The sequence below is a fragment of the Rhodococcus sp. O3 genome, from assembly GCF_048897285.1.
GTDB lineage: Bacteria > Actinomycetota > Actinomycetes > Mycobacteriales > Mycobacteriaceae > Rhodococcus.
In genome coordinates, this window is sequence record NZ_JBMBTE010000076.1 from 1 (window position 1) to 25,133 (window position 25,133).

Below are 25,133 nucleotides of genomic sequence, written 5' to 3' on the forward strand. Positions count from 1 at the left end.
AAGGAACCGAACGGTACGTTCGCTCGGAAAAGGAGGGGTTGTGCGCTCGGAAGAACATTCGGAAGGTGAGCGCGCCGGGTTCGGCCCGCCGGTCAGCTCGTGGCCGTCTTACCCAGTGCGTGTGCCTTGAGCTGCTGGAACTCCGCCTCGGTGATCACTCCCGAGTCCAGGAGCGACTTGGCCTCCGAAATACTTTCGGCGGGCGACTTTCCCGCGACCTCCCTGATGTACTGATCGGTGGCCTGCTTGGCTTCGACCTGCGCTGCGCGCGCACGCTCGGCCATGCCGCGGCCCCGGACGATCAGATAGATGAACGCACTCAGGTACGGGAACAACACCAGCGCGATCAGCCACACCGCCTTGACCCAGCCGGAGACGGTGTGATCCCGGAACAGATCGACCAGGATCTGGAACAGCACGATCAGGTACGCCACGAAGGCGAACACGACGATCGTGTACCACACGTAATCCCAAAACGAATCCATGACGTGCACCTTTCCGAGTGCGCAGGACGAACGGACCCTCCTGCGGAGGATCCACCGGCTATCTTGCTCCCGCGCGCAGCGGAATTCCGTGCAGTTCGCCAAAATTGGCGGTCGAGTCTTCTCAGATTCCCACGCGGGCCTTCACCCTGCCCTCGTCGATCGCGGCGAGGAGCAGCTTTCTGTCGTTCTTGTTGCGCTGGGAATACACTTCCGCGAATTCCGCGATCGCCTCGTCGAACTCCGCGTCGGAACCGAGATATGTGGCGATCGCGACGCGGTTGCTCGACCGCGCGTGCCCGTAGGCGAGCACCCGGCCGCACAACCTGCCGTACAACGCCATTCCCGTCGGGCTCATCACCTCGACGACCGCCGAGCCCTTGCCGTCGCGGAGTTGCCGGATGTAGAAGTCCCGCTGCACTCCGTCCGCGCCCACGCCCGCCTGCCAGCCGAGGAAGATGTCGCTCGCGGCCTGCATGAGCCGCTGACCGTTGACGACGCGTTCGCCTTCGTTCTCGAACGTCGGGCCGTCGACATAGTCTGCGAGCACCGATCGCTGGGCTTCCTTGGCCTGCAGGAACAACGGGTCGTCGTCGTCCCGTCCGCGGAGCAACATGATCCAGGCGCGGGTGCCGACGCTGCCGACGCCGACCACCTTGCGGGCGGCCTGTACGAATTCGAACTGTTCGAGCAGGACACGCCGGTCCCACTGCAGGGTCGACCGGTAGGACCGGAGACGTTCGTGCAGCTCCTTGTAGATCAATTCGGTGTCGAGGTCGGCGAAGACCTCCTCGATCGGGACGACGAGCGGTGGTGCGCTGATGATCCGGCGTTTGCCGTCGATGAGCGTGGTGAGCTTCCCGAGCGCCTGCACGCTGTCGCGGGTCATCGATTTCTCGATGAGTTTGCGGGTGCGTTTCTTCATCGTCGAATCGAGTTCGTCACGCAGATCCACGAGTTCGGTGGACGGTTCGACGTGGGAATACCAGACCGCCAGGTTCCCCAGCTCGGCCTGGGCGAGCATCGTCTCGCGGTACTCGGCGACGCACGCCCGGGTGATCCGTTTGCGTTCCTTACCGGTGAACCCGTTGTCGCGGGCAGCGACCGCAAGGCTCGCCACGAGCCGTTTGACGTCCCATTCGAACGGACCCGGATAGGTCTCGTCGAAGTCGTTGACGTCGAATGCCAGTTTCCGTTCCGGCGTGGCGTAGAGCCCGAAGTTGCTCAGGTGCGCGTCCCCGCACAACTGGCAGTGCAGGCCGCTGTTCGGGGTGCGCGACAGATCGTCCGCCATCACCAGGGCAGCGCCGCGGTAGAACGCGAACGGGGAACTCGACATCCGCCCGTACCGGACCGGAACCAGTTGCGGTATCCGGGTCGCCGCCTGCCGCTCGAGCAACACCATGGGATCACGCGGTTCCTCGGGTGAGACCTCCGCGAGCGCCGCGATCGGGGTGGTGCGCCGCGCCGCGAGACCGGTCTCGACGCGCTCTTCGCGGGTCGGGTGGTGGACGACGTGCCCGTTCGTTTGCGTCATGGCTGATCCCTCCGAGCGGCCGAGCCGTTCGTTCCGGTCCACTCGGCCGGGCGTCCGGCAATCGGAATGCGGGTGCCGGCACCGCCGCCGACGTCCTTTACGGTATCCCGCTCTCGGCGCCGCAACCCGGTGAACGACGCACCGATCGGCACAACCACTCGGTGGACGGATCAGCCGGTCACCCGTGCCGCGTTACCCGCGTCGACCGGCAGGACGGTGCCGCTGATGTGCGCGGCGGCCTCGGCGGCGAAGAACAGCACGACCCGGGTGATCTCCGCGGGATCGAGCCACGGCACCGGCTGCGCGTGCAGGGTCGTGAAGACCGGGGCCACATCGTCGGCGGTCGGTTTCTCGAGGTCGGGCCGCAGCATGCCGTACAGGAAGTCGTTGTGGATCATCGGGGTCGAGATGTTCCCGGGAGCAACGGCATTGACGGTGATCCCGTGTTGCGCGAGGTCGAGTGCGGCGCTCTTCGTCAGGCCGATGACACCCCACTTGGAGGCGCTGTAGGCCGCCATGTTCGTGTTGCCGGCCCGGCCGAGCATCGAGGAGATGGTCACGATCCGGCCGTAGCCGCGCTCGATCATGCCGCGTGCGACCGCGCCGATGGTGTTGAACACGCCCGTGAGGTTCGACGAGATCGCCTCGTCCCACATGTTCTGCGGCATCACCTGTACGGGCGCCGCGACGGAGACCCCCGCGTTGGCGACCGCGATGTCGATGCGGCCGAATTCGTCGGTGGCGCGCGCGACGAGCTTGTCGAGGGCGCCGCGGTCGGCGGTGTCGAGTTTCTCCGCGATCACGCGCCGGCCGGTGGCCTCGACCAGGCGGACGGTTTCCGCGAGGTCGTCGTCGGTCGCGAGCGGGTAGAACACCGCGTCGCTGTTGTCGCAGCGATCGCAGATCACCACGTCGGCGCCGCGCTCGGCGAACGCGACGGCGTGCGAACGTCCCTGCCCACGTGCCGCTCCCGTGATCAGCGCGACCCTGCCCTCGAATTCGTTCACGTCCACTCCTGTGCGTCGGCTACCTGCCCATCGATACGCGAGTGGGATCGGTCCCACCACAACCGATCCCACTCACCGGGCCCCGACAGGAGCGCTATCGGGACAGGACGAGCCCCGAGGTCGGTACTCCGGTGCCCGCGGTGACGAGTACGTTCTCGACGTCGGGTACCTGATTGACCGAGGTGCCGCGGATCTGCCGGACTGCCTCGGCGATGCCGTTCATGCCGTGGATGTACGCCTCGCCGAGCTGCCCGCCGTGCGTGTTGAGCGGCAGGTGCCCGCCGAGTTCGATACCGCCCTCCGCGACGAAGTCCTTCGCCTCGCCGGGCTTACAGAAACCGAGTTCCTCGAGCTGCATGAGCACGTACGGGGTGAAGTGGTCGTAGAGCACTGCCGTCTGGATGTCCTGCGGCGTCAGGCCGGACTGCTCCCACAACTGGTTGCCGACGATCCCCATCTCCGGCAGACCCGTCAACCCGTCGCGGTAGTAGCTGGTCATGATGAACTGGTCCTCCGCGCTGCCCTGGGCCGCACCGGCGATCAGCACCGGCGCCTGCTTCAGGTCCTTCGCGCGTTCGGGACTGGTCACCACGATCGCGACACCGCCGTCCGACTCCTGGCAGCAATCGAGCAGGTGCAGCGGCTCGGCGATCCACCGGGAGTTCTGGTGGTCCTCGAGCGTGATCGGCTTGCCGTAGAAGAACGCGTTCGGGTTGGTGGCGGCGTGCTTGCGGTCCGCGACCGCGACCGTACCGAAGTCGGCGCTGGTCGCGCCGGTGACGTGCATGTACCGCTGCGCGACCATCGCGACGAACGACGCCGGGGTGCTCAGACCGTGCGGGTAGGAGAACGCATTGTCGGTGCCCGACGAGTTGACCTGCGTGGCCAGCGCCGAGTTGACCTGACCGAAGCGCGCGCCCGAGCGTTCGTTGAACGCGCGGTAGGCGACGACGACGTCGGCGACACCGGTGGCCACCGCCATCGCGGCCTGCTGCACCGTCGCGCACGCGGCGCCGCCGCCGTAGTGGATGCGCGAGAAGAACTTCAGGCTCGGGATCCCCACCGACCGTGCGACCGCGACCTCGGTGTTGGTGTCCATCGTGAACGACGTGAGGCCGTCGACGTCCTCGGGGCGCAGCCCGGCGTCGTCGAGGGCGGCGCGCACCGCTTCGGCGGCGAGGCGCAGTTCGCTGCGGCCGGAGTCCTTGGAGAAGTCGGTGGCGCCGATGCCGACGATGGCGGCGCGGCGGGACAGCCCGCTCATGCGGTACCTCCGATCACGAGGGTGGCCTTGGCGTTGATGTGGTTACCGAGGCTGTTGCTGCCCACGATGTCCAGGGTGATCAGGCCGTCGTCGACGGACGCAACGGTGCCCGTCAGGTTCAGCGTGTCGTACGCGTACCAGGGCACCCCGAGCCGCAGCGAGATCGACTTGATCACGGCGCGGGGACCGGCCCAGTCCGTGACGTAACGCTGCACCAGGCCGGTGTCGGTGAGGATGTTGACGAAGATGTCCTTCGATCCCTTTTTCTGGGCGAGGTCGCGGTCGTGGTGGACGTCCTGGAAGTCCCGGGTGGCCAGCGCGGTCGACACGATGAAGGTCGGGTCGCCATAGATGGACAGGGCGGGCAGCGTCTCCCCCACGGTCACGGTTGCGGTGTTCATGCGGTCTCCTGACGGGGGGTCCAGGCGTAGAGCGTCCACGGTGCGCCGCCGGTCTCGTCGTCGCCGGGGAAGTCGAGGTAGGTCACCTCGACGGGCATGCCGATGCGCACGTCGGCAGGATCGACACCACGCAACTCCCCGAGCATGCGGATGCTTCCCCCGTCGCTGCGCTCGCCCCCACCGCTCTCTTCGAGTTCGACCAGCGCAACGACGAACGGCAACGACCGGCCGGGCACCTTCGGTGCGTGGTGCACGACGTAGCTGAAGACGGTGCCGCGACCGGATGCCACGACATAGTCGGTGGTTTCGGTCTTGTCGAGCCACAGCGCCGGGACCGGGGGGTGCTGCAGGGAACCGTCCGGCCGGCGCTGGATGCGCAGTTCGTGCGCGGCGACCCCGTCCCAGAAGAACTGCGAGTCCGGCGACGCGGAGGGACGCAGCATCCGGGTCGGGTCGAGATCCTCCGGCACCGCCGGTGCGTCCGCGGCCGGAGGCGCTTCCTTGGCGGGCGGCGCGAATTTCAGGATGCGGAACAGCATTTCGGCGACAACCTCGTCGCCGACCTTCCAGATGTTGCGGGTCGTGAAGAACCAGCCCTCGCCGAGACCGGTCTTCTTCGGGCCCACCACGTCCTCGAGGGTGGACTCGATCGTGACCTCTTCACCGGGCCGCAGGTAGCGGTGGTAGATCTGGTCGCAGTTCGTCGCGACCACGGACGTGTAGCCGGCGTCGTCGAGGATGTCGGTCATCCGGCCGAGCGGATCGTCCTCCTCACGCTTGGCGCCGAGTCCGCGCATCGTCCACACCTGCGCCATCGCCGGGGGTGCGACGAGGCCACCGTGCCCGGCCGCGACCGCGGCGTCGGGGTCGGTGTAGATCGGATTCTCGTCGCCGATCGCCTCGAGCCAGTTGCGGATCATCGGCATGTTCACCGGGTCGCGTCCGGCGCGGGGCTTCGACGGCCCGTCACCGCGAACCCGTTCTGCGGCGGCGAGGATCTCCTCGGGTGTCGTCATCGAAAGTGCCTCTCTCACCGCGGAACCCGGGGCATGCCCAGGCCCGCCGTCGCGATCAGTTCGCGCATCACCTCGTTGACACCACCACCGAAGGTGATGACGAGGTTCCGCTTGATCTGCATGTCCAGCCAGCTCAGCAGCTCACCCGTTTCGGGATCGGCGGGGTCGCCGTAGCGCCCGACTATCTCCTCGGCGAGCCGGCCGACCCGCTGGATGCGTTCGGTGGCGAACACCTTGGTCGCCGACGCGTCCGCGATGTCCACGGCCTCGGATTCGCTGGCCGCGACCTGCCAGTTGAGCAGCTCGTTGAGGCGGAAGGTCGCGTGGATCTCCCCGAGCGCGCGGCGCACGTCGGGTTCACCCAGCAGATCGTGCGACTTCGCCCACGCGGCCACGTGATCGTAGAGACCGCCGACCTTGCCGGCCGGTCCGAGCATGACGCGCTCGTGGTTGAGCTGGGTGGTGATCAGCTTCCAACCCTTGTTCTCTTCTCCCACAAGCATGTTCGCCGGGACCCGCACATCGCTGTAGTAGGTCGCGTTGACGTGGTGGGCACCGTCGCACGTGATGATCGGGGTCCAGCTGAAGCCCGGATCGGTGGTGTCGACGATGAGGATCGAGATGCCGCGGTGCCGCGAGTCGGCGGGGCCGGTGCGCACCGCGAGCCAGATGTAGTCGGCGTCGTGACCGCCGGTGGTGAAGATCTTCTGGCCGTTGACGATATAGGTGTCGCCGTCCCGCACGGCGCTGGTGCGCAGCGCGGCCAGGTCGGTGCCGGCCTCCGGTTCGGAGTAACCGATCGCGAAGTGCACCTCACCGGAGAGGATGGCGGGCAAGAACTTCCGCTTCTGCTCCTCGGTGCCGTACACCTGCAGGGTCGGTCCGACGGTCTGCAGCGTCACGCTCGGGAGCGGGACGTCGGCGCGCACCGCTTCGTTGGCGAAGATCTGCTGTTCGATCTCGCCGAACCCGCGGCCGCCGAATTCCTTCGGCCAGCCGACGCCGAGCCAGCCGTCCTTGCCCATGCGGCGGATGACCTCACGGTAGGTGGGGCCGTGCCGCTCCGTGCGCATGATCGCGGCCTCCTCCGGGGAGATGAGATCCGCGAAGTAGGTTCGCAGTTCCGCCTGCAGCGCGCGCTGCTCGTCGGTCAGATCGATGAACACCGGGCCCCCACGAGGTCGAGTCGGTACGAGGCGCCGCCGATCAGGCGCGCCAGATCCTTGGCGGTCGAGGAATAGCGGTGCAGCGGGTAGGTCACGTCGACCCCGATGCCACCGTGCAGGTGGTGCAGCACCCGCATCGCGGGCGGCAGCTCCTCGGCGATCCAGTAGGCGGTGACGTCCAGATCGTCGTCCACCGCCGCCGAGCGGGCCCCGTCGTGAGCGACGCGCCAGGCCGACGCGAGCGCCGCGACGTGCAGGGTGCGCGCGGTGACGTAGACGTCGGCGATCTCCTGGGCCACGGCCTGGAAGGTCGCGAGCGGCTTGCCGAACTGATGGCGCGTGCTCAGGTGTTCGGCGGTCAATGCCGTTGCACCGTCGAGCAGTCCGTCCGCGTACGCACCGATCGACGCGAGCGCGAGACGGTACAGGACCGCGACGTCGGCGGCCGGATCCGCGCCGTCGCCGAGGAGTGTGCCGACCGCACCGTCGAACCGCACCGAGAACTCGGGGCTTCCCGCGGCGGACGGGCTCGCGGTCGCGGTGACACCGTCGGCGGTCGCGTCGACGGCGACGACACCGGCGTCGGTGGGGACCAGGATGTGCCGCGCGGTCGCGGCATGCGGGACCGCGACGAAGTAGCCGGTGACCGCGTGGCCACCGTCGACGGGCACCGCGGTCGCGGCCGGGGCGGCCGGGAACGGCCGGCCCTGCTCGGACAGTGCCGCGGTGAGCACGGCCCCGCCCGGGACGTCGGCGAGCAGCGCGTCCTGCTGCTCGTCGGTGGCCAGCGCGACGACGGGCAGTACCCCGAAGCCGAGCGTGGCCAGGGCCGGGACCGGCGCGGCCTTGCGGCCGATCTCGGTCAGTACCGTCGCGACCTCACCGACACCGAGTCCGGCGCCGCCGAGGCGTTCGGGTAGGGCCAGCGCGAGCAGATCGGCGCCGGCGAGCGCGGACCACAGGTCGTCTGCGGTCAGGTCGCGGGCGAGCAGGTCGACGGCGACTTCCGCCACCGCCTCCTGCGTCTCGTCACGTGCGAAGTCCACAATTCCACCTTCGATTAGAACGTGTGCCACGTTGTAGCACCGCTGAGCGGGTCCGAGCTGTGCAAGTCCCGGTCACCGGGGCAGTCCCAGCAGACGTTCGGCGGCCAGGCTGAGGAGAATCTGCTCGGTGCCGCCGGCGATGGTCAGGCAGCGCGTGTTGAGGAACTCGCGGCTGAGCGGACCCTCGACCCACCCGGCCTCCCCCGCCAGGTCCATCGCCAGCTCGGAGGTGTCCTGCCGCTGCCGCACACCGATGAGCTTGCGCACGCTCGACGCCGGGCCCGGATCCTGACCACCGAGCTGCGCGAGGGTCGTGCGCAGGTCGAGCAGCGAGCCCGCCATCGCCTCGCCGATCTGGGTGGCGATGCGATCCTCGGCGACCGGGTCGCCGGGGCTGGACAGCTCGATCAGGTCCTCGATCGCCTTGCCGAGCGACGACTTGCTGCCCATCGCCACCCGCTCGTTCGCGAGGGTGGTGCGCGCCAGTTTCCAGCCGCCTCCGAGCGAACCGACCACGCAGTCGTCGGGAACGAACACACCGTCGAGGAAGACCTCGTTGAACAGTGCGTCACCGGTGATCTCGCGCAGCGGCGAGACGGTGATGCCCGCGGACTTCATGTCCACCAGGAAGTAGGTGATGCCCTTGTGTTTCGGTGCGTCGCGGTCGGTGCGGGCCAGGCAGATCGCCCAGTCGGCGACCTGGGCGAGCGACGTCCACACCTTCTGCCCCTGCAACTTCCAGCCGCCGTCGACCTTCTCCGCGGTCGTGCGCAGCGCCGCGAGATCGGAACCGGCGCCGGGCTCGGAGAAGAGCTGGCACCAGACGATGTCGCCGCGCAGCGTCGGCATCGCGAATCGCTCGATCTGTTCGGGGGTTCCGTGCTCGAGGATCGTGGGCACCGCCCACCAGCCGATCACCAGATCGGGCCGTTCCACACCGGCCGCAGCGAGTTCCTCGTCGATGAGAATCTGCTCGGCGGCGCGGGCGCCTCGGCCGTACGGTGCGGGCCAGTGCGGCGCGAGGTAGCCGGATTCGGCAAATGCGTTGCGCCGCTCCCGTTCCGGAAGACCGGCGAACTCGGTGATCTCGGCGCGGATGCGGGCGCGCTCGTCGTCGAACTCCGACAGGTCGATGCCGAGGTGACGGCGGACGCCCGCGCGGGTCAGCGCGGTGACCCGCGCACGCCACCACGTGGACCCACCGAGCAGCTGGCGGGTGGCCACGGCGCGACGCAGATACAGATGGGCGTCGTGCTCCCACGTGAACCCGATGCCGCCGAGCACCTGGATGGCGTCCTTGGCGGTCTGCACCGCGGCGTCGAGCGAGACGGCGGCCGCGACGGCCGCGGCGATGGGCAGTTCGTCCGGCGCGGTGTCGGCGGCGGAGGCCGCGTCCCATGCGGTGGCACGGATCTTCTCGGTGCGGCACAACATCTCGGCGCACAGGTGCTTGATCGCCTGGAACGCACCGATCGGCTGCCCGAACTGTTCGCGGATCTTCGCGTATTCGACCGCGGTGGTCAGCGCCCAGCCGGCGATGCCGGCGAGTTCGGCGGTGGCGAGTGTCGCGGCCAGGTCCCGGACCAGACCGGAGCGCACGGTCACGACACGGTCGGCGGTGACCGCGACCGAGTCGAGCCGGACCCTTGCCAGTGCGCGGGACTTGTCGAGGGTGTCGAGGGGCTCGAGGTGCAGGCCGGGGCTGTCGGCGTCGACGAGCGCCCAGCGCTCCTCGCCGCCGGAACCGGCGACGCGGACGAGGACCGCCACACCGGGCTCCGCGGCGATCGCGGGTCCGGCGTCGCCGCTGAGGGTCAGTCCGTCGGTGGCGTCGGTCGCGTCGACCGCGAGATCGAGCGCGGCGGCCACGGGCACCGTGCCCTCGCTCAGCAGGGCGGCCGTCTTGGCGGCGGAGTCGCCGCCGGAACCGAACACGAGCGCGGCGAGCGCGGTCGTGAGAACCGGTCCCGGTGCCAGTTCGTGCGCGGCCTGCTCGAGCATCACGGCCAGATCCACCGTGGTGGCGCCGAGCCCGCCCGCACATTCGGGAACAGCCACCCCGAACAGGCCCAATTCGGCGAGTGAACCCCAGCCCCCCTGCCACATTTCCGCTGGCTGGTGGCGTAACTTGTCTATCGGAGACGCAGAGCGCGCCCAAGCACGCACGGAGGCCTGGACAGCCCGCTGCTCCTCGGTGGTGGCGATACTCACAGCGGATCTCCGCCTTTCGAAAAATGACATCAACGTCTAGAACGTGTTCTAATATGACACCGGTTCAGAGTCAAGGTGTGAGGAAAAAGTCCATGACGATACCGCCCAGCTCGCGTTCGACCGGAAGTGGAACGCTGTCCGCCCTCACCGAGGACGATCTCAGTTCCAACGCCCAGAAAGAACGCCGCAAGCGGATACTCGACGCAACCCTGGCGCTCGCCTCCAAGGGGGGATACGAGGCCGTGCAGATGCGCGCGGTCGCCGAGCGCGCCGACGTCGCGGTGGGCACCCTCTACCGGTACTTCCCGTCCAAGGTGCACCTGCTGGTGTCCGCGCTCGGCCGGGAATTCGCACGCATCGACAGCAAGGGCAAGATCCCGCCGGGCCACACCCCGCTCGAACGCATGAACCTGATCCTGAGCCTCATCACCCGCGCCATGCAGCGCGACCCGTTGCTCACCGAAGCGATGACGCGCGCGTTCATGTTCGCCGACGCCTCGGCTGCCGCCGAGGTCGACCGGGTCGGCCAGCTCATGGACCGGCTGTTCGCCCGCGCGATGAACGAAGGCGAGCCCACCGAGGAGGAGCTGGCCGTCGCGCGCGTCATCAGCGACGTGTGGCTGTCGAATCTCGTGGCGTGGCTGACCCGCCGCTCGTCGGCGACCGACGTCGCCCGCAGGCTCGAGCTCACCGTCGAACTGCTGCTCGGAGACGGCTCCCGCCGGCCCGCGCAGGTGCCCGTCGCCGGGTCCTGAGCGCGCCCGGGGCGGGCCCTGTAACCGGGAACACGCCCCGAACCGTGCATCCGGAGCGACGGGCGGGACCTATTCCCCTACCGTGGGAAGAATGAGCGCCCAAGACCTCCCGATCGATCTGCGTCGCGCACTCGTCACGGTCGCGCGATCCCCCCGACTGCTCGTGGCGTCGGACTACGACGGAACGGTCGCGCCCATCGTCGCCGATCCCGACAAGGCGTTCCCTCACGCCGAATCGGTACGCGCCCTGCGCGCGCTCGCGGGGCTGCCGTCGACGTCGGCCGCCGTCATCTCCGGCCGCGCCCTCAAGGACCTGGCAGCGTTGTCGCGTCTTCCCGCCGAGGTCCAGCTGGTCGGTAGCCACGGCTCCGAGTTCGACATCGGATTCGTGCACGCCATCGACACCGACGCCAAGGAGCTGCTGCGCGGCATCATCTCCGGACTCGACAACGTCGCCCGGCTCTACGACGGCGTGCACGTGGAGATCAAACCGGCGAGCGCGGCCCTGCACGTGCGCAACGCCAGTGAACGCGACGCCGAGCTCGCGCTGGCCACCGTCCGCGCCGACCTGGCGCGCCTGCCCGGCGTGCAGGTCACCGAGGGCAAGTCCGTGATCGAGCTGTCCGTCGTGCCCACCGACAAGGGTCGCGCCCTCGACATCATCCGGCATCAGGAATCGGCGACGGCGGCGGTGTTCTTCGGTGACGACGTCACCGACGAGAAGGCGTTCCGGTCGCTGCACGGGCCGGATGTCGGAATCAAGGTCGGTGACGGCGAGACCAGCGCCGAGTTCCGGGTGTCGAGCACCGAGGACGTCGCCGCGGCCATGGCGTTCCTGCTCGACCAGCGCCGCACGTGGCTGTCCGGTGCGGACGCCCCGCGCATCGAGCGTCTCACCATGCTCGCGAGTCCCCGGACCAAGGCCCTGATCACCCCCGATGGCACCGTCTCGTGGCTGTGCCATCCGGAACCGGATTCGGCCGCGGTGTTCGCGCATCTGCTCGGCGGGGAGGCCGCCGGTCACTTCACGATCGGCCCGCTCCGCGAGGCCCTGCCGCTGAGCCAGCGGTACGTCGACTCCACGATGACCGTGGTGACCCGGTGGGCGAGCCTCGCGGTCATCGACTACCTGCCGCACGACGTCGAACCCGGCCGTACCGATCTGACGCGCGTCATCACCGGCACCGCGAAGGCGGTCGTCACGTTCGCCCCGCGCCCCGAGTTCGGGCAGGGACAGGTCAGCCTCGAGGCCGTCGACGACGGCCTGCGGGTGTTCGGCCTCAACGAGCCGTACGTGCTGCGCTCCCCCGGCGTGCGGTGGGACATCACTACCGACGGAACGCAGCAGACCGCGCATGCGGTGGTCGACCCGTCGGAGAACGACATCATCCTCGAATTCCGTTGCGGAACAGAAGATTTGAGCCCTCACCCGGTTGCGGAGGTGGAGCGGCGCGCACAGGCCGAGGCGTACTGGTGGCAGTGGGCAGCGGAACTCGACCTGCCGCCGCTCAAACCGGACCTCATCAAGCGGTCGGCACTCACGCTGCGCGGCCTGGTCCACGAGCCGACCGGCTCGATCCTGGCCGCGGTGACGACATCGCTGCCCGAGGAGATCGGCGGCGTCCGCAACTGGGACTACCGCTACTGCTGGCTCCGCGACGCCGCGCTCACCGCCCACGCCCTGGTCGGTGTCGGTTCGCTCGGCGAGGCCGAGGCCTACCTGGACTGGGTGCACCGCGTGCTCGAGACGATCCCCGGGCCGGAACGCCTGCACCCGCTGTATTCGCTTGCCGGCGGGCCGCTTCCGCCCGAGGCGGTGCTCGACAACCTGCCCGGCTACGCCGGGTCCCGGCCAGTGCGGGTCGGCAACGCCGCCAACCAGCAGGTGCAGCTCGACGTGTTCGGCCCGATCGTCGACCTGATCTCGGGACTCGCGCACCGACGCGAGGAACGCGGCATCCCGCACGCCGAAGCGCTGACCGACCGCGATTGGGACCTGGTGTGTGCCATGGTCACCGCCGTGCAGCGACGGTGGTTCGAACCCGATCACGGCATCTGGGAGATCCGCGACAACCCGCGGCACCACGTGTACTCGAAGGTGATGGGCTGGCTCACCGTCGACCGGGCCCTGACGCTGGCCGCGAAGTTCGGCCGCACCGCCGGTGAGGGCTGGACGGAACTTCGGGACGAGATCGCCGACGAGGTGCGGGAGAAGGGCTGGAACGACGACGTCCGCTCCTACACCGCGGCCTACGACGGCACCGACCTGGACGCCGCGACGCTGTTCGTCGGTCTGACCGGCCTGGTCGATCCGAGCGACGAGAAGTTCTATGCGACGGTCGTGGCGACCGAGGCCGAACTCCGCAGCGGCTCGACGGTGTACCGGTACCGGCACGAGGACGGACTGCCCGGCACCGAGGGCGGTTTCCACCTGTGCGCCGCGTGGCTCGTCGAGGCCTATCTGCTGGTCGGCGCCCGCCCTCAGGCGGAGGCCCTGTTCGCACAGCTCGTGGCGGCGGCCGGTCCGACCGGTCTGCTCAGCGAGGAGTACGACCCGGTCGCCGAACGGGCTCTGGGCAACCATCCGCAGGCGTACAGCCACATCGGGCTCCTGCGCTGCGCCCAACTGCTGTCGGGACACACGCTGTCGGGGCCGTCGGCCTGAGGCGCATACCGAAACGACACCCGCTCACGTCCTGGACGTGAGCGGGTGTCGTTTTCGTCGGCGGCGGTCGTTCGACACTTCACGTGATGCCGACGAGGCGGTATGCCTCCCGGATCGTGTCGACCTTGCCCTTCCGGTCCGGGTCGCCACCGAAGTAGGTCAGTCCGACGTCGACGGTGGCCTGGAGCGCGTCGGTGAACGTCGCTCGCGGTGTCAGCCGGGCCATCGCCAGGTAGGTCAGGACCGCGACGTCCTCGACCGTGAACACGCGCGCCCCGTTCTTGGTCATCGTGAGCAGGTTGTGCACCGCCTTGTTGTGGATGCTGCTGTTGAAGTGGACCCAGCCCTGATCGTTGCGGTTGCTCGGCAACTCGCCGGGACGCAACGCACGGAAGTTGTTCATGTGCGCGGGATGTCCGGTTCGGGTGGGGTCTTCGAAGTCGCGGAGCGGTCGGCCGTCCGGGCGGAGACCGGCGCCGATCTTCCAGTCCCACGTGCCGACGTCGTGGCGGTCCGGGGCGGTGTACCAGTTGCCGATGATGACGCCCGCGACATCCGCGTACGACTCGTTGAGCGCCCCGGACTGGGTTGCGTACACGAGGTTCGACGTCGACTCGATCACCCCGTGGGTGAGTTCGTGGCCGATGACGTCGAGGTATCGCGACAGGCTGACGAGCCGGCCGTTCCGGGAGATCTGCCCGTACCACATCCGACGCTTCCACCAGAAGGCGTTCAGCAGCGTCGGCGGAGGTTCCATGCTTGCCGCGGTGGCATTGACCAGCGAGATCAGATCCATGCCCTTGTCGTCGATGCCGTCGCGCTGCAGGACGACCTTGTAGAAGTCCTGAACCCGGGAAGCGTTGAGGTGCGCGGAGACGGCGGCCCGGTTGGTCGTGCCGAAGTCGCTCGTGGGGGCCTCGACGGGATTCCGCGGCACCGGTGGATCGCTGTCGAGATCCGCGAACCGCAGATCGTAGGTGTGGACCGCACGCAGCGGATCGGAGAGCCGGCAGGTGGTGCCGCCCGGATCCACCAGCTGCCCGAGGAACGTCTGACGGTCGTCGTTCTCGTCGATTCCGACGCACCGGGCCGGGGTCGGCAGCGCGGTCGCCACGGCGCTGTAGCAGAACAGGATCTCCCCGTCGTGGGCATCGACGAGGTAGTCGAAGGACGGCGGGACCGGGCGAGGTCCCATCCCGCGAATCTCGTCCGCGTCGTCGGCGGTTTCGTCGCCGGTGGCGGGAGGCTCGGCCGGGACCTCGGTGAACAGCCATGCCAGGTGCCACGACCCCGAGTCCTCGTCCTTGTAGAAGGTGAGGGTCGCGCCCACCCCGACGTCGGGAGGCAGATCGCTGCCGGTGTACCGAGCGAGCCGCGCGAGCACCTCCGCTCGGTCGAGCGACTCGATCGGGTCGACACCGGTGACCTCGTCGAGCCGCGCGTTCACACTCACGAGTTCGCGTGATTCGGTCATCTCGACGACGGCCCCGGACCCGAAAACCGGGATGTTCCGTGACGTCTGATGGAAGCGCACCTGCCGAGTCCCGGCCGCCCGCAGGTCCTGCTCACCGTCGAACACCAGACCCGGTACCCGTTCGGGCCGTTCGGGTTCCACCAGCGATTCGAGGGCGGGGCGGTCGTCGCTCCGGAGCAGCTGATCCACGTAGAACCGGGCTGCCGCCTCGTTGCTGGTGAAGATCGGTGCGGGGGCGTCGAATTCCGGCGCGGCGGCCCCGGCCGGGAACGACTCCGGCGTCCGCGCGTTCTCACCCGGGGACACCGCCGGGTCCTCGGCGACGTGGTAGTGGAGGAATTCCAGAGAAGTAGACATACGAAACACCCTCGGTTTCTTGCATGTTCGAGTTCGGCGACTGCCGCGAACGGCTCGCCGCGGTCGCGAGGTGCGGCCACGATTCGACGGTAGGGCGAGCGGCCGGCCACCACACGAGTAGTCCGCTACCTCAATCTGCGAGACAGACTGCTACGGATGTACGCAACGGCCTGCAGCAGTCGGGTAGCACGCGGTCGCCGACGGGAACGACAGCCGCGCACGGGATGCCCCGCGCTACTGTCTTCCTGCCGCGCGGATGCGACTTACGCGCGGATTATTCGGCGCACCAAAGTCTTTCGGCCGGACCGGCGGTGCGTCCGGGGAGCAGTTCGGTCTCCAGCGTCTCGACCTGAGCGACCCCGGAGTGGGCCGGGGCCGCGAGCAGAAGTTCGCCGGTGCGGCGGCCCTTCTCCTTCTGCGGCTGACGCATGGTGGTCAGTCCCTCGCGCAACGCCTCGTCGATGCCGTCGAAGCCGGTGATCGACAGGTGCCCGGGTACATCGAGGCCGGAGTTGTGCGCCCACGCGAGCGCACCCAGCGCCAGAACGTCGGTGGTGCACATGAGCGCGGTGATCCGCGGATCGGCCGTCATTGCCTGGGCGGCACCCGCTGCACCGTCGTCGGTGGTGTGGGCGTACCGCTCGACGACGGTGAGTTCTGCGGGGTCGAGTCCGGCGGCGGTCATCGCCTCCTGCACCCCGCGGATCCGTTCGTGCTGCACATGGAAGCTCTCGGTGGCGAAACGCGAGGCGTCGGCGACACCGTCGTGGCGGTCGCGCCCCAGCCGCATGGAGACGATGCCGATCCGCTGGTGCCCCAATCCGATGAGGTACTCGGCGAGGCGTCGCATCGAACCGCGGTCGTCTATGCCGACGAGCGGCGCGGTGGCGATGCCGCGCGGCTGATCGCACACCACGATCGGCAGGTGCCGTTCGAGGACGGCCGCCAGGTAGGGGTCGCCGTCGGGCACCGAGTAGACGACGAAACCGTCGACGGAGGATCGGTGCACGACCTGTGCGGCCTCTTCGTCGTCGCGGCCCGGACCGGCCGGGACGAGGAGCAGACCCTGTCCGGCGGCCTCGCAGGCCTCGGACAGTCCGGACAGGAAGGTCATGGCGGCGGGGTCGCGGAACGAGTAGCTCAGCGCTTCGGTGAGCAGGACACCGACGGTCCCGGCCTTGCGGGTGCGCAGCGACCGCGCCATCGGGTCCGGTCCGGGGTAGCCGCGTCGCTTGGCGACTTCGAGGACGCGTTCGCGCAGTTCCGCGGACAGCTGATCGGGCCGGTTGTAGGCGTTGGAAACCGTGGTCCGCGAGATCTTCAGCTCGGCCGCGATCGAGGCCAGAGTTGCCTGGCGGCGAGGCTGTCGGGACCTGGGCATGCACGGACCGTAGCTGTGTGTTGCCTGTCACGGCCACCCGGGTCCGGTCAAAAGTCCCGTTCCGGTCCGCTAAAGTAGAACGGTAACGGTTTCCAATAACGTTAGGGTTGCCTCCCGCGGACACGCCCGACGTCGAATCCAGGAGAAGGACCAGTGCGACTGTCCCCCCGCACGCGTGCTGCCACCGCCGCCGCAGCCCTCGCCTGCGCCACCGCGCTGAGCCTGACCGCGTGCGGCTCGGCGGGCGACACGGATTCGGACGAGATCAAGGTCGTCGCGTCGACGAACGTGTGGGGTTCGGTCGCACAGGCCGTCGCGGGTGACCGCATCGAGGTCCGGTCCCTGATCACGGAGCCGTCCGCGGACCCCCATTCCTACGAGGCCAGCCCGACCGACGCGGCGGCGATCAGCGACGCGTCGCTCGTCGTCTACAACGGCGGCGGCTACGACCAGTTCGTCGACGACGTCCTCGAGGCCACGAACACCGGTGCGGCGACCGTCGACGCCTTCGCCCTGTTCGAGTCCGGCGAGAACAGCGACTTGCACGCCGAGCACGCGCACGGAGCGGAGACAACCGGTGGGAATACCGCGGCGACCGGTGACGACGAGGCGCACGACGAGGGCCACGAAGACGACGGCCACGAACAAGAAAGCCACGCCGCCGAGAGCCACAGCGAGGACGGCCACGAGGGCCACGACCACGGCGGTGTGAACGAGCACGTCTGGTACGACCTCGCGACCGCCGACGCCGTCGCCCACGCCGTCGCCGACCGCCTCGCGGAACTCGATCCCGAAGGTGCGGACGTCTACCGCGCCAACGCCGAGGCGTTCCACACCCGGTTGCACGAGGTCTCCGACGGCATCGAGGCCGTCGCGGCCGAGCACCCGCAGGCACCGATCGCGCAGACCGAACCGATCGCGCACTACCTGGTCCTCGCGGCGACGCTGAACGATCTCACCCCGACCGACTTCACCAACGCCGTCGAGAACGGCACCGACCCCTCCCCCGCGTCCATCGCCGCAACCCGCCAGCTTCTGCTGGACAAGCAGGTCCGGGCGCTGATCTACAACCCGCAGACCGAGGACAAGGTGAGCCTCGAGATGCGCAAGGCCGCGGAACAGGCCGGCATCCCGGTCGTGGAGGTGTTCGAGACGCTGCCCGAGGGCGTCGACTACGTCCAGTGGCAGACCGGCACCGTCGAGAAGCTGGCTGCCGCACTCGGCGCCCCGGCCTGATCCACCCGCTCGAGAAACACGGAATCCGGTGAGCACACACAACCCCGACCGTTCCCCCGCCGTAGAACCCGCCGTAGAGCTACGCAACGCGCGGCTGGCGTTCGGCGACCGCACGCTCTGGGAGAACCTGGATCTGACCGTCCGGCCCGGCGAGTTCGTCGCGGTGCTCGGACCCAACGGTGCCGGTAAGTCGTCGCTGCTCAAGGTCCTTCTCGGCCAGCTTCCGCTCAGCGCGGGCACCGCCACCATCGCCGGTACCCCGGCGAGGACCGGGAACGCGCACGTCGGGTACGTGCCGCAGCAGAAGTCACTCGACGAAGGTGTGCCCCTCCGCGGCCGCGACCTCGTCGGTCTCGGTGTCGACGGGCATCGCTGGGGCACCGGGGTGCGTTTCTGGAAGACGCGGCGCACCGCGGTGGACGCCGCGATCGCCCAGGTCGGCGCCGAGTCGTACGCGAACGCCCCGATCGGTTCGCTGTCCGGCGGAGAGCAGCAGCGGCTGCGCATCGCGCAGGCACTCGTCGGCGACCCGCGCGTCCTGCTGTGCGACGAACCGCTGCTCAGCCTCGATCTCGCCAACCAGCACCTGGTGTCCGCCCTCATCGACCGGCGTCGCCGCGATCACGACACCGCCGTGCTGTTCGTCACCCACGAGATCAACCCGATCCTGCCGCTCGTCGATCGCGTCCTCTACCTCGTCGACGGCCAGTTCCGCATCGGCACCCCCGCCGAGGTCATGACCTCCGAGGTGCTGTCCGAGCTGTACCGCACGGACGTGGAAGTCCTCGAGATGCGCGGCCGCCTCGTGGTCATCGGCACCGGCGACGCCATCGATGCGCTCGGCAGCGCCGGCGGCCTGCGCCCCGGCGAGGGCGTCCATCACGACCATCACGAGGATCACTGATGAGCAGCAAGTTCTCCGACGCGATGAGCCGCATGTTCGACTGGCAGGACACCGTCGAGCTGCTGCAGTACGACTTCGTGCAGCAGGCGCTGCTCGCCGGTGCGATCCTCGGTCTGCTCGCGGGCATCATCGGCCCGCTGATCGTGAGCCGGCAGATGGCGTTCTCGGTGCACGGCACGTCCGAACTGTCGCTGACGGGCGCCGCCGCGGCGCTGCTCATCGGCGTCTCGGTCGGGATCGGCGCGGTCTTCGGTGCCGTCGTCGCGGCGATCCTGTTCGGCATCCTCGGCACCCGCGCCCGCGAACGCGACTCGGTGATCGGCGTGGTCATGGCCTTCGGGCTGGGCCTGGCCGTGCTGCTGCTCTGGGCTTACGACGGCCGCACCGGCGCCGCGTTCTCACTGCTCACCGGCCAGATCGTCGCTCCCGGCGGCACCGGGATCGCGGTGCTGGCCGTCTGCGCCGTGGTCGTCGTCGGCACGCTGATCTTCATCTACCGGCCGTTGCTGTTCGCGAGCACCGACCCCGAGGTCGCCGCCGCGCGCGGCGTCCCGGTCCGGGCGCTGTCGATCGTGTTCGCGGTGCTGGTCGGCATCACCGCCGCGCTCGGGGTGCAGATCGTCGGCGCGCTGCTGGTGATGGCCCTGCTCATCACGCCCGCGGCGGCGGCCGCGCGGATCGCGAGCAGCCCGCTCGCCGCGACGGCCCTGGCGGTGGTGTTCGCGGAACTCGCCGCGGTCGGCGGCATCCTGCTGGCGCTCGCACCGGGCGTGCCCGTCTCGAGTTTCATCACCGCGATCGCGTTCGTCATCTACCTGGTGTGCCGATTCGTCGGGTCTGCACGGCAGCGGCGGGGCGCGGGCCGGGCGGTCGCCGCGAACTGACGGACGGGTCCGTCGCGATGCACTGAGATCGGGCCCGCCGGAACGGAGTCGATACGCTCCATTCATGGCGACGGAGGACACGGCAAACAAGAATCCCGGGACCGGGCGGTGGGAATTCTGGATCGACCGTGGGGGCACCTTCACCGACGTCGTCGGCCGGCGCCCCGACGGCACCCTGGTCACCCACAAACTGCTGTCGGAGAATCCGTCCCGCTACCGTGATGCGGCCGTGGCGGGTATCCGCGTGCTGCTCGGCGTGCCCGAGGGCGCGCCCGTCGGCGCCGATCTCGTCGAGCAGGTCCGCATGGGCACCACCGTCGCGACGAACGCACTGCTCGAACGCAAGGGTGTGCGCACGGCGCTGGTGATCACCGCCGGCTTCCGCGACGCGCTGCGCATCGGCTATCAGAACCGGCCGCGCATCTTCGACCGGAACATCGTGCTGCCCGAGTTGCTGTACGAGCGGGTGATCGAGGTCGACGAACGGGTCCGCGCCGACGGAACCGTGCTGCGGGCCCCCGACCTCGACGCGCTCGAACCGGAATTGCGCGCCGCGCACGCGGACGGCATCGACTCGGTCGCGGTCGTCTGCATGCACAGCCACCTGTATCCCGAGCACGAACGCGCGGTCGGAGAACTCGCCGAGAAGATCGGCTTCGGCCAGATCTCGCTGTCCGCGGTCGCCAGCCCCTTGATGAAGGTGGTGCCACGCGGCGACACCGCCGTCGTCGACGCCTACCTGTCACCGGTGCTGCGCGACTACGTCGACCGCGTTGCCGAGCAACTGCCCGGGGTGCGGCTGATGTTCATGCAGTCCAACGGCGGCCTGACCGAGGCGCAGCACTTCCGCGGCAAGGACGCCATCCTGTCCGGCCCGGCCGGCGGCATCGTGGGCATGACGCGCATGTCGGAGATCGCAGGGTTCGGGAAGGTCGTCGGCTTCGACATGGGCGGCACGTCCACCGACGTGTCGCACTACGCCGGCGAGTACGAGCGGGTGTTCGACACCGTCGTCGCGGGTGTGCGGCTGCGCGCACCGATGATGGACATCCACACCGTCGCCGCCGGCGGCGGGTCGATTCTGCACTTCGACGGCAGCCGCTACCGGGTCGGTCCCGATTCGGCGGGTGCCGATCCTGGTCCGGCGTCCTACCGCAACGGTGGGCCGCTGACGGTCACCGACGCCAACGTGATGCTGGGCCGCGTCCAGCCCGAGCACTTCCCGCACGTGTTCGGTCCGGACGGCGACCAGCCCCTCGACAGCGACACGGTGCGTGCCGAATTCACCGACCTGGCCGCGGAGATCCGCACCGCCACCGGCGACGACCGTTCCCCGGAGCAGGTCGCCGAGGGCTTCCTGCAGATCGCGGTCTCGAACATGGCTAACGCGGTCAAGAAGATCTCGGTGCAGAAGGGGCACGACGTCACCGAGTACGCGCTGACCACCTTCGGCGGGGCCGGCGGCCAGCACGCCTGCGCGGTCGCCGACGTGCTCGGTATCCGCACGGTGCTGGTGCCGCCGCTGGCCGGTGTGCTCTCCGCTCTCGGTATGGGCCTGGCCGACACCGCCGCGATGCGCGAGCAGTCCGTCGTCGTCGAACTGTCCGACGAGGCGATGTCCCGGCTGCACGCTGTCGCCGGCGAGCTGGAGGCCGACGCCCGTACGGAGCTGCGGGACGAGGACATCCCCGACGACCGGATCGTGGTGAGCCGGTCCGCGCATCTGCGGTACGACGGGACCGACACGTCGGTGCCGGTACCGCTCGCCGACCCGGCGACGATGACCGCGGACTTCGAAGCGATACACCGGCGCACGTATTCGTTCCTCATGGACCGGCCGCTGATCGTCGATGCGGTCGCGATCGAGGCCACCGGATTGACCCGCCGTCCCGATCTGACCGGTCTCGGCAGTGCCGACGCCCGCGGCGAGCAGCCTCCTGCCCGCGTGAGGATGTTCGTCGACGGTGCGTGGCGTGAGGTGCCGTTGTACCGGCGCGAGCATCTGACACCCGGCACCGAGGTCGCCGGTCCCGCGATCGTCGCCGAGGACCTGTCCACCACCGTCGTCGAGAACGGCTGGCGAGCCACGCTGTCCGATCACGGGCATCTGGTACTCGAACGGCTCGAGGCTCTCGCCGGCGCGGACGTCGGTACCGAGGCCGACCCGGTGCTGCTGGAAATCTTCAACAACCTGTTCATGTCGATCGCCGAACAGATGGGCACCACCCTCGAATCCACCGCTCAGTCCGTCAACATCAAAGAGCGGCTGGACTTCTCGTGCGCGCTGTTCGATCCGGACGGCAATCTCATCGCGAACGCCCCGCACATCCCGGTGCATCTCGGGTCCATGGGCACCAGCGTCCAGGAGGTCGTGCGGCGCCGGACGGGTTCGATGAAGCCGGGCGATGTGTACGCCGTCAACGATCCGTACCACGGCGGCACCCACCTGCCGGACATCACGGTCATCACCCCGGTGTTCGACGCCGATGGCGACACCATCCTGTTCCACGTCGCATCGCGCGGGCACCACGCCGAGATCGGCGGCCTGACACCGGGTTCGATGCCGGCGGGCAGCAGCGACATCCGCGAGGAGGGCGTGCTGTTCGACAACTGGCTGCTCGTCGAGAACGGCAACTTCCGCACAGACGAGACTCGGGAACTCCTCACCTCCGGGCAGTATCCGTCGCGCAACCCCGACACGAACCTCGCGGATCTGCGCGCCCAGGTCGCCGCGAACGCGCGCGGCGTCGCCGAGGTCGGCCGGATGATCGAGCACTTCGGACTCGACGTCGTCCAGGCGTACATGCGGCACGTGCAGGACAACGCCGAGGAGGAGGTGCGCCGCGTCGTCGACCGGCTCGAGGACGGGCACTACCGGTACGAGACGGATTCGGGTGCGGTGATCGAGGTCCGCGTCACCGTCGACCGTGAATCACGTTCGGCGACGATCGATTTCACCGGAACATCCGCCCAGCTGCCGACGAACTTCAACGCGCCGACGGCGGTGGCGCGTGCCGCGGTGCTGTACGTGTTCCGGACGCTCGTGGCGGACGACATCCCGCTCAACGACGGGTGCCTGCGCCCGCTGCACATCGTCATCCCGGAAGGGTCGATGCTCGCGCCCGAGTACCCGGCCGCGGTGGTCGCGGGGAACGTCGAGACCTCGCAGGCCGTGACCGGCGCGCTCTACGCGGCGCTGCGAGTGCAGGCCGAGGGCGCCGGCACGATGAACAACGTCACCTTCGGCAACGCGCGGTACCAGTACTACGAGACGCTCGGCTCGGGATCCGGCGCGGGCGACGGCTTCGACGGCACCTCGGTGGTCCAGACGCACATGACGAACTCGCGGCTCACCGACCCGGAGGTCTTCGAATGGCGGCTGCCGGTGCTGCTCGAGGAGTACTCGATCCGTGCGGGCAGCGGCGGTCGCGGTCGCTGGCACGGCGGTGACGGCGGCACCCGGCGGATCCGGTTCCTCGAGCCGATGACCGTCAGCACCCTGTCCGGGCACCGGCGTGTTCCGCCGTACGGCATGGCCGGCGGCGAGCCGGGGTCGCTCGGCGCGAACCGGGTCGAACGCGCCGACGGCTCGGTGACCGAGATGGCCGGGTGCGATTCGGTGGACGTCGGGCCGGGCGACGCCCTGGTCGTCGAAACGCCGGGCGGAGGAGGGTACGGGCGGCCCTGACGAAACCCCGGGCACCGGACGGCCCGGTGCGCGAGAATCTCGGTATGGCTTGGCTCGAGATCGTTCGCAGCGGAGCTCTGACCACGATCCAGGACCGTGGACGTGCCGGGGACGCCGAGGCCGGGATCTCCGAATCCGGTGCGGCGGACCTCACCTCGCACGATGCCGCGAACCGCCTCGTCGGCAACGACCCGGCCGCCGCAACCCTCGAGGTGACCGTCGGCGGGCTCGAGATCCGCAGTATCGGGCCGACGATCGTCGCGGTCGCCGGCGCCCGGGGCGCGGTGGCGGTGAACGGCCGTCCGCAGGGCGACTACGCGATGCTGCGCCTGAACGACGGTGATGTCCTCACGCTCGGTGCCCCCTCGGAGGGATTACGCACGTATGTGGCGGTGCGCGGCGGCATCGACGTGCCGGAGGTGCTCGGCAGCCGCGCCACCGACACGCTGTCCGGGGTCGGCCCGGCGCCCGTGCACGCCGGGGACCGACTGCTCGTGGGAGGACTCGCCGCGGAGTTGCCGACGGAAGTGCAGATTCCGCCGCCCGCCGAGACCCCCGAACCGGCCCTGCTGCGGGTCCGTCGCGGACCCCAGGAACACTGGTTCACCCCCGGAGCGGTGGAAGCACTGACCCGGGAAATCTGGTCGGTCACACCGGAACTCGATCGCCGCGGCATCCGCCTGCACGGACCGGGACCGCTGCACCGGGCCGGCCGGGACAGGTTCGCCGGCGAGGCGACGGTCGCGGGAGCGATCCAGGTTCCCCGGGACGGGCATCCCATCCTGCTGCTCGCGGACCATCCGGCCGTCGGCGACTATCCGGTGATCGCGGTCGTCGTGCCCGAGGACGTGCACATCGCGGCGCAGCTGCGGCCGGGACACCACATCCGGTTCCATCGCGCACGGTGACGAGGCGAACCCGTCACCGTCGCACAGTACTGCCGTCGCACAGCACTGCCGTTGCGCTGCTACTGCCGTCGCGTGGGTCAGCTGCGGCGTTGACGCGCGATGTCGGCGAGGACGACGCCCGCCGCCACCGACGCATTGAGCGACTCGACGTCGCCGGCCATCGGGATCGACAGGATCGAATCGCACGTCTCGCGGACGAGGCGCGACAGGCCCTTGCCCTCGGAACCGACGACGACCACGACCGGATCGGTGCCGTCGAAGTCGTCGAGGCTCGTGTCGCCACCCGCGTCGAGACCCACGACCCGCACCCCCTGGGACTGCCAGTCCTTGAGGGTCCGCGTCAGGTTCGTGGCCCGCGCGACGGGAAGCCGCGCCGCGGCACCGGCGCTGGTACGCCACGCGACGGCCGTCACCGACGCGCTGCGGCGCTGCGGGATCACCACGCCGTGCCCACCGAATGCGGCGACCGAGCGGATGACGGCACCGAGGTTGCGCGGGTCGGAGATGTTGTCGAGCGCCACCAGCAGCGGCCGCTCGTGGTTGTCGCGGGCGGCCGCGATCAGGTCGTCCGGATGCGCGTACCGGTACGGCGGCACCTGGAGACCGATGCCCTGGTGCATGCCGTTCGCGGAGAGCCGGTCGAGTTCGCTGCGCTGCACCTCGAGGATAGAGATCCCCGTCTCGGCAGCACGCTGGACGGCCTCCTTGAGCCGCTCGTCGGACTCGGCGCCGATCGCGACGTACAGCGCGG

The 25,133-nt window shown here is 69.3% G+C and carries 19 protein-coding genes; 7 read left to right on the forward strand and 12 right to left on the reverse strand.

What is annotated here, in order from left to right; translation table 11 throughout:
• Positions 1–92 precede the first annotated feature (92 nt).
• From ACN675_RS19445 to ACN675_RS19485, 9 genes are all read right to left on the reverse strand, one after another.
• Entirely contained in the window at positions 93–485 is a 393-nt protein-coding gene (locus ACN675_RS19445; protein ID WP_420752403.1) for an SHOCT domain-containing protein, read from the reverse strand.
• A gap of 121 nt (positions 486–606) precedes the next feature.
• Positions 607–2,019: a DUF2252 domain-containing protein gene (locus ACN675_RS19450; RefSeq protein WP_420752404.1), complete on the reverse strand. Its 1,413-nt coding sequence runs from the start codon at positions 2,017–2,019 to the stop codon at positions 607–609.
• Positions 2,020–2,189: 170 nt separating this feature from the next.
• Positions 2,190–3,026, reverse strand: a complete 837-nt coding sequence (locus ACN675_RS19455) for a mycofactocin-coupled SDR family oxidoreductase (RefSeq protein ID WP_420752405.1) — start codon at positions 3,024–3,026, stop codon at positions 2,190–2,192.
• 94 nt (positions 3,027–3,120) lie between these two features.
• Positions 3,121–4,290, reverse strand: a complete 1,170-nt coding sequence (locus ACN675_RS19460) for a lipid-transfer protein (protein ID WP_420752406.1) — start codon at positions 4,288–4,290, stop codon at positions 3,121–3,123.
• The gene (locus ACN675_RS19465; RefSeq protein WP_420752407.1) at positions 4,287–4,691 is read right to left on the reverse strand and encodes a MaoC family dehydratase; all 405 of its coding nucleotides are present in this window, start codon (positions 4,689–4,691) and stop codon (positions 4,287–4,289) included. The genes ACN675_RS19460 and ACN675_RS19465 overlap by 4 nt, the downstream gene beginning before the upstream one ends.
• Positions 4,688–5,707, reverse strand: coding sequence for a bifunctional MaoC family dehydratase N-terminal/OB-fold nucleic acid binding domain-containing protein (locus tag ACN675_RS19470; protein ID WP_420752408.1), 1,020 nt, complete (start codon positions 5,705–5,707; stop codon positions 4,688–4,690). The genes ACN675_RS19465 and ACN675_RS19470 overlap by 4 nt, the downstream gene beginning before the upstream one ends.
• A 14-nt stretch (positions 5,708–5,721) precedes the next feature.
• Entirely contained in the window at positions 5,722–6,873 is a 1,152-nt protein-coding gene (locus tag ACN675_RS19475) for an acyl-CoA dehydrogenase family protein (protein ID WP_420752409.1), read from the reverse strand.
• Positions 6,858–7,919 (reverse strand): acyl-CoA dehydrogenase family protein, encoded by a 1,062-nt coding sequence (locus ACN675_RS19480; protein WP_420752410.1) that lies wholly within the window; start codon positions 7,917–7,919, stop codon positions 6,858–6,860. The genes ACN675_RS19475 and ACN675_RS19480 overlap by 16 nt, the downstream gene beginning before the upstream one ends.
• A gap of 72 nt (positions 7,920–7,991) precedes the next feature.
• The gene (locus ACN675_RS19485) at positions 7,992–10,130 is read right to left on the reverse strand and encodes an acyl-CoA dehydrogenase family protein (RefSeq protein WP_420752411.1); all 2,139 of its coding nucleotides are present in this window, start codon (positions 10,128–10,130) and stop codon (positions 7,992–7,994) included.
• 92 nt (positions 10,131–10,222) lie between these two features.
• Between ACN675_RS19485 and kstR the strand changes: the two genes are divergently transcribed.
• Positions 10,223–10,885 carry a cholesterol catabolism transcriptional regulator KstR gene (kstR, locus tag ACN675_RS19490; protein WP_420752412.1) on the forward strand — a complete coding sequence of 221 codons (663 nt, stop codon included), beginning with the start codon at positions 10,223–10,225 and terminating at the stop codon, positions 10,883–10,885.
• A gap of 91 nt (positions 10,886–10,976) precedes the next feature.
• Positions 10,977–13,550 (forward strand): trehalose-phosphatase, encoded by a 2,574-nt coding sequence (gene otsB, locus ACN675_RS19495; RefSeq protein ID WP_420752413.1) that lies wholly within the window; start codon positions 10,977–10,979, stop codon positions 13,548–13,550.
• Between the two features lie 79 nt (positions 13,551–13,629).
• Here otsB and ACN675_RS19500 read toward each other — a convergent pair whose 3' ends face one another.
• Positions 13,630–15,381 (reverse strand): M4 family metallopeptidase, encoded by a 1,752-nt coding sequence (locus ACN675_RS19500; protein WP_420752414.1) that lies wholly within the window; start codon positions 15,379–15,381, stop codon positions 13,630–13,632.
• A gap of 274 nt (positions 15,382–15,655) precedes the next feature.
• Positions 15,656–16,762: a LacI family DNA-binding transcriptional regulator gene (locus ACN675_RS19505; RefSeq protein ID WP_420752415.1), complete on the reverse strand. Its 1,107-nt coding sequence runs from the start codon at positions 16,760–16,762 to the stop codon at positions 15,656–15,658.
• 153 nt (positions 16,763–16,915) lie between these two features.
• Between ACN675_RS19505 and ACN675_RS19510 the strand changes: the two genes are divergently transcribed.
• From ACN675_RS19510 to ACN675_RS19530, 5 genes are all read left to right on the forward strand, one after another.
• On the forward strand, positions 16,916–17,998 hold the full coding sequence (locus ACN675_RS19510; RefSeq protein WP_420752416.1) for a metal ABC transporter solute-binding protein, Zn/Mn family: 1,083 nt from the start codon (positions 16,916–16,918) through the stop codon (positions 17,996–17,998).
• Between the two features lie 28 nt (positions 17,999–18,026).
• A complete protein-coding gene (locus ACN675_RS19515; RefSeq protein WP_420752417.1) occupies positions 18,027–18,902 on the forward strand; it encodes a metal ABC transporter ATP-binding protein in 876 nt (291 codons plus the stop codon).
• Positions 18,902–19,786, forward strand: coding sequence for a metal ABC transporter permease (locus ACN675_RS19520; protein ID WP_420752418.1), 885 nt, complete (start codon positions 18,902–18,904; stop codon positions 19,784–19,786). The genes ACN675_RS19515 and ACN675_RS19520 overlap by 1 nt, the downstream gene beginning before the upstream one ends.
• A 64-nt stretch (positions 19,787–19,850) precedes the next feature.
• On the forward strand, positions 19,851–23,474 hold the full coding sequence (locus ACN675_RS19525; protein ID WP_420752419.1) for a hydantoinase B/oxoprolinase family protein: 3,624 nt from the start codon (positions 19,851–19,853) through the stop codon (positions 23,472–23,474).
• A 44-nt stretch (positions 23,475–23,518) separates the two neighbouring features.
• Entirely contained in the window at positions 23,519–24,382 is an 864-nt protein-coding gene (locus tag ACN675_RS19530) for a biotin-dependent carboxyltransferase family protein (RefSeq protein ID WP_420752420.1), read from the forward strand.
• Between the two features lie 77 nt (positions 24,383–24,459).
• Here ACN675_RS19530 and rlmB read toward each other — a convergent pair.
• Positions 24,460–25,133 (reverse strand): 23S rRNA (guanosine(2251)-2'-O)-methyltransferase RlmB (gene rlmB / locus ACN675_RS19535; RefSeq protein WP_420752421.1); only part of this gene is annotated, 674 nt, incomplete at its 5' end.